Annotated in this window: 3 protein-coding genes; 2 read left to right on the forward strand and 1 reads right to left on the reverse strand. The window is 63.8% G+C overall.

The window, feature by feature from the left end; all coding sequences use genetic code 11:
* Positions 1–261 precede the first annotated feature (261 nt).
* On the reverse strand, positions 262–2,820 hold the full coding sequence (gene xdh / locus QZY67_RS11400; protein ID WP_295370420.1) for a selenium-dependent xanthine dehydrogenase: 2,559 nt from the start codon (positions 2,818–2,820) through the stop codon (positions 262–264).
* A 254-nt stretch (positions 2,821–3,074) separates the two neighbouring features.
* Here xdh and dpaL point away from each other — a divergent pair, with 254 nt between their 5' ends.
* Positions 3,075–4,310 (forward strand): diaminopropionate ammonia-lyase, encoded by a 1,236-nt coding sequence (gene dpaL, locus QZY67_RS11405; RefSeq protein ID WP_295370422.1) that lies wholly within the window; start codon positions 3,075–3,077, stop codon positions 4,308–4,310.
* A gap of 49 nt (positions 4,311–4,359) precedes the next feature.
* Entirely contained in the window at positions 4,360–5,751 is a 1,392-nt protein-coding gene (locus QZY67_RS11410; RefSeq protein ID WP_295370424.1) for a YgeY family selenium metabolism-linked hydrolase, read from the forward strand.
* Positions 5,752–5,848 lie beyond the last annotated feature (97 nt).

Below are 5,848 nucleotides of genomic sequence, written 5' to 3' on the forward strand. Positions count from 1 at the left end.
TCAGCGTGTCGAAAAACCTCCCAGAAGAGGAAGCCTCGCAGAGTTCCGTCATCCGCAGATGACGGAATCAAATGAAAATCCGTCATTTTCGGGGACATGTGCCTCAAAAATGACACTTCTCATGAAATTTTTGCCGACAATTTCATCAGAAATCGAGGTGAAAATTTCATGAAGCTCCTTCGAAAAAGTGGCGGTAGCCACTTTTTCGACAGCCTGAGGCCGACGGAAAATTCCGCCGGCCTTGCCGTCTATAAAACAGGTTTACTTCTTCTTCCTGCTGTACGGCGTATCCGCCAGGGGCAGGCTGGTACGGAACTTGCCGTCGTAGTTGTAGTAGGCCAGCTGCACGGCGGGCGCGGTGGGGATGGAGCAGATCTCCCCGATGCCCTTGGCGCCGCAGGCCAGCTCGGAGTCGTTCTTCTCCACAATGATGGCCTTCACATCGGGGGTCTGGTTGGCCCGGAACAGGCCCAGGGAGGCGTACACCGCCGTGGGACGACCGTCCTTGAGGGGGAAGTCCTCGGTGAGGGCGTAGCCCAGGCTCATGACCACGCCGCCCTCAATCTGGCCCTCCACGCTCACCGGGTTCACCGCCCGGCCCACGTCGTGGGCGGCAATGACCCGCTTGATTTTGCCCTCGCCGTCCAGCTCCACCAGGTGGGTGGCGTAGCCGTAGGCGATGTGGCTGATGGGGTTGGGCCGGTCGGAGCCCAGCTTGTCGGTGATGCCGGTGTACTCCTGGTGGAAGTCCACCCCCTCCACGGCGGACAGGTCCCGGCCCTCCAGGGCCCACTTCAGCTCGGTGGCCGCCCGGCGGGTGGCCTCGCCGGTGAACAGGGTCTGGCGGGAGGCGGTGGTGTTGCCCGAGTTGGGGGCGATGGAGGTGTCGGGCGCGTCCCAGGTGACCTGGTCGGGCCGCAGGCCGGTGACCTCGCAGACAATCTGGCAGGTGATGGTGCCCACGCCCTGGCCGATGCAGGCGGCGGAGGTGCGGACGTGGACCACGCCCTTCTCCACATGGAGGGTCACCCTGCCCGTGTCCGGGATGCCCACGCCCAGGCCCGCGTTCTTCATGGCGCAGGCGATGCCCGCCTTGGGATTGGCCTCATAGTAGGGCCGCACCGCGTCCAGGGTCTCCACCAGGGCGGTGCCCTCGTCGGCGATCTGGCCGTTGGGCAGCACCTGGCCGGGGCGGATGGCGTTGCGGTAGCGGATTTCAAAGGGGCTGATGCCCACCAGCTCGGCCAGCTTGTTCAGGTTGCACTCGGCGGCAAAGCAGCTCTGGGTCACGCCGAAGCCCCGGAAGGCGCCGCAGGGCGGGTTGTTGGTGTAGAAGGCCTTGCCGTCGATGATGATGTCCTGGTAGTTGTAGGGGCCGGCGGCGTGGGTGCAGGCCCGCTGGAGCACCGGCCCGCCCAGGGAGGCAAAGGCGCCCGAGTCGGTGCGCAGGATGGCGATCATGGCGGTGAGGTAGCCGTTCTCGTCACAGCCGGTGGTGACCTCCATCTCGAAGCCGTGGCGCTTGGGATGGCAGAGCATGGACTCCTTGCGGGTCATGGCCACCTTCACGGGCCGCTGGGTCAGGTAGGCCAGAACAGCGGCGTGGTGCTGGACGGACATGTCCTCCTTGCCGCCGAAGCCGCCGCCCACCGCCTTGGCCACCACCCGCACCAGCTCCTGGGGCAGGCCGGTGGCGTCGGCGCACTCCCGGCGGGTCTGGTAGATGCCCTGGTCGCCGGAGTAGACCACCACACCATGGCCCTCGGGGGCGGCAACGGCGGTCTCGGTCTCCAGGAAAGCATGCTCAGTGGGGGGCGTGTGGTACTTGGTGGTGACCACATACCTGCTGTTTTTCAGCCTGCCCTCCGCGTCGCCCCGGACCAGATGCTCGTGGGCGAAGCAGTTGCCGCCCTCCTGAAGCTCGGGAGCATCGGGGGCCATGGCCTCCTCCAGGGTGAGGACAGGCTTGAGCACCTCATAGTCAATCTTCACCAGGGCTCTGGCCTGGTTCAGGGCCTCGGTGGTCTCGGCGGCGATGAGCACGATGGGGTCGCCGCAGAAGTGGACCTCACCGCCGATGGGCACCAGCACCCACTGGTCCCGCTTCAGGTGGCCCACCTTCAGCTGACCGGGCAGGTCGGCGGCGGTGACAATCTTCACCACGCCGGGCACCTCCAGGGCCTCGCTGATGTCGATACCTTTAATAATGGCACGGGGGTAGTCGGAGCGCACCGCGCCGCCGAAGAGCATGCCCTCCATGCGGATGTCGTCGGTGTACTCGGCGGTGCCGATGGCCTTGGCGGGCGCGTCCACACGGGGCAGATTCTCGCCGATCTTGCCGGTGAAGGTCTCGTGGGGCGCCTGGGTGCCCTCACGGAACATCTTGGCGGCCAGCAGAACCGCATCCTCAATCTTCTTGTAGCCGGTGCAGCGGCAGATATTGTTGCGCAGGGCAAACTTGACCTCATCCCGGGTGGGATTGGGGTTGGCGTCGATGAGGCCCTTGGCGCTCATGACCATGCCGGGGGTGCAGAAGCCGCACTGCACCGCGCCGCAGTGGGTGAAGGCGTAGGCGTACACATCCTTCTCCCGGTCGGTGAGGCCCTCGCAGGTGATCACCCGCTTGCCCTCCATTTTGGAGGTCTTCTGGACGCAGGCCTTGGTGGCCTTGCCGTCAATGAGAATCATGCAGGTGCCGCACGCGCCTTCGGAGCATCCGTTCTTGACCGAGGTGAGCCCCAGTTCCTCCCGCAGGAAGGTGAGCAGGCGCTCGTCCCGCGCTGTGGAAACGGTCTTCCCGTTGACGATGAAGGTATACATGGCAAAAAGCCTCCTTACTGTAATCGGGTCTTTCCCCCGGGTCCCTCTGCCTCTTTTTCTATAGCTTAACACCAAATCAAAAAGGTATCAACCGAAATACATATGGCAAAATACACAAATATCTAAAAATATTTTTGGAGATACAAAAAATTTTTAGCAAACCCCTTGACTTGTGGCCCGGTCATGATATGATAGGGCCAGAAAGGTTTTAATCCCTCTGGTTTCATCCAGATTTTATTCGGAGGAGAGGCAGTATGAAAGACCCCATCCGCTGGACACTCAACCATATGCCCAAGAGCGAGGACAAGGAACTGGCCATCATGGCCCTGGACAATGTGGCCAAGGCCCGCTCCTTCCACGGCAGCTTCCCCCAGTACTCCATCACCCCCCTGGCCAAGCTGGACGGCATGGCCAGGTACCTGGGCCTGGGCGGCGTGTACGTCAAGGACGAGAGCTACCGATTCGGCCTCAACGCCTTTAAGGTGCTGGGCGGCTCCTTCGCCATGGCGCGCTATATCGCCAAGGAGATGGGCCGGGATGTGTCCGACATGACCTACGACTATCTCACCAGCGAGGCCTTCCGCAAGGAGTTCGGACAGGCCACCTTCTTCACCGCCACCGACGGCAACCACGGCCGCGGCGTGGCCTGGGCCGCCAACAAGCTGGGCCAGAAGGCTGTGGTACATATGCCCAAGGGCTCCAGCCAGTCCCGCTTTGACAACATCGCCAAGGAGGGCGCTCAGGTCACCATCGAGGAGGTCAACTACGACGACTGCGTCCGTATGGCCGCCGCCGAGGCCGAGCAGACCGAGCACGGCGTCATCGTCCAGGATACCGCCTGGGACGGCTACGAGGAGATCCCCTCCTGGATTATGCAGGGCTACGGCACCATGGCCAGCGAGGCCGCCGAGCAGCTGCGCCAGTGCGAGGTGAACCGCCCCACCCACGTGTTCGTCCAGGCCGGTGTGGGCTCTCTGGCCGGCGCTGTGGTGGGCTACTTCACCAACCTCTACCCCAACAACCCGCCCAAGTTCGTGGTCATGGAGGCCGCTGCCGCCGACTGCCTGTACAAGGGCGCTGTGGCCGGCGACGGTTCTCCCCGCATCGTCACCGGTGACCTCCAGACCATTATGGCCGGTCTGGCCTGCGGCGAGCCCAACACCCTGTCCTGGGACATCCTGCGCAACCACGTCTCCGCCTTTGTCTCCTGCCCCGACTGGGTGTCCGCCAAGGGCATGCGGATGCTGGGCGTGCCCGTCAAGGGCGACCCGGTGGTCATCTCCGGCGAGTCCGGCGCGGTGGGCATGGGCGTGCTGGACGCCATCATGTCCGACGACACCTACAAGGACCTCCGGGAGGCCCTGGAGCTGGACCGCTTCAGCCAGGTGCTCATGTTCTCCACCGAGGGCAACACCGACCCGCTGAAGTTCCGCCGCGTGATTTGGGACGGCGAGTACCCCACCACCGACTCTCCCCAGCGCGCATACTGAGCAGAGAAACCGTTTGTGATGGAACACACTGAAATGGAGGACGAATACCATGGATTTTGAGCAGATCAAGAAGGTTTCCGAGGGCTACCGCGCCGACATGACCCGCTTCCTGCGGGAGATGATCTCCTACCCCAGCGAGAGCTGCGAGGAGAAGGAGGTTGTGGCCTGCATCAAGCGCGAGATGGAGAAGCTGGGCTACGACGAGGTGGAAGTGGACGGCCTGGGCAACGTCATCGGCTGGATGGGCCAGGGCGACAAGATCATCGCCATCGACTCCCACATCGACACCGTGGGCATCGGCAACATCAACAACTGGACCCACGACCCCTATCAGGGCTACGAGGACGACCAGGTTATCTACGGCCGCGGCGGCTCCGACCAGGAGGGCGGCATGGCCTCCGCCACCTACGGCGCCAAGATCATGAAGGACCTGGGCCTCATCCCCGAGGGGTACAAAATCATGGTGGTGGGCTCCGTTCAGGAGGAGGACTGCGACGGCATGTGCTGGCAGTACATCGTCAACAAGTTCTTCCCCGCCAAGGGCATTAAAAAGGAGCAGGTGGAGTTCGTCATCTCCACCGAGCCCACCGACGGCGGCATCTACCGGGGCCACCGGGGCCGCATGGAGATCCGCGTGGACGTGAAGGGCGTCTCCTGCCACGGCTCCGCCCCCGAGCGGGGCGACAACGCCATCTACAAGATGGCCGACATCCTCCAGGACGTCCGCGCCCTCAACGAGAACGACGACGCCGACGATAAGGAAGTCAAGGGTCTGGTGAAGATGCTCAACCCCAAGTACAACCCCGAGCACTACGAGGACGCCCGCTTCCTGGGCCGGGGCACCTGCACCACCAGCCAGATTTTCTACACCTCCCCCAGCCGCTGCGCGGTGGCCGACTCCTGCTCCATCTCCATCGACCGCCGCATGACCGCCGGCGAGACCTGGGACTCCTGCCTCCAGGAGATCCGGGACCTGCCCAGCGTGAAGAAGTACGGCGACGACGTGAAGGTGTCCATGTACATGTATGATCGCCCCTCCTGGACCGGCGAGGTATACGAGACCGAGGCCTACTTCCCCACCTGGATCAACAAGGAGAACGCCGCCCACGTCCAGGCCCTGGTGGACGCCCACCACGCCCTCTTCGGCGCCGAGCGCATCGGGCCTGAGGGCGCCATGCACCTGCGTCACCGCCCCCTGATCGACAAGTGGACCTTCTCCACCAACGGCGTGTCCATCCAGGGCCGTTACGGCATCCCCTGCGTGGGCTTCGGCCCCGGCGCCGAGAGCCAGGCCCACGCCCCCAATGAGATCACCTGGAAGGACGACCTGGTCACCTGCGCCGCCCTGTACGCCGCCGTGCCCGGCCTGTACAAGGAGGAGAACAAGACCGGCGACGTGTCCCAGTTCCGTGCCGGCAAGACCAATAATGATATTAAGTAAGAAGCGCTGAGCGCCCGGGAGCAGGCGGATAAGACGGGAGCGGAGGCAAAAGCCCAAGGAGGGGCGCAGCCCCGGATGGGTTTTGCCGCAGTCGTAC

This window comes from uncultured Pseudoflavonifractor sp., from assembly GCA_904419835.1.
Lineage (GTDB): Bacteria > Bacillota > Clostridia > Oscillospirales > Oscillospiraceae > Pseudoflavonifractor.

What these genes read in the sequence shown, in the direction of transcription:
- xdh (WP_295370420.1), bottom strand. Translation starts at nt 2,820, where the DNA reads ATGTATACCTTCATCGTCAACGGGAAGACCGTTTCCACAGCGCGGGAC.
- dpaL (WP_295370422.1), top strand. Translation starts at nt 3,075, where the DNA reads ATGAAAGACCCCATCCGCTGGACACTCAACCATATGCCCAAGAGCGAG.
- QZY67_RS11410 (WP_295370424.1), top strand. Translation starts at nt 4,360, where the DNA reads ATGGATTTTGAGCAGATCAAGAAGGTTTCCGAGGGCTACCGCGCCGAC.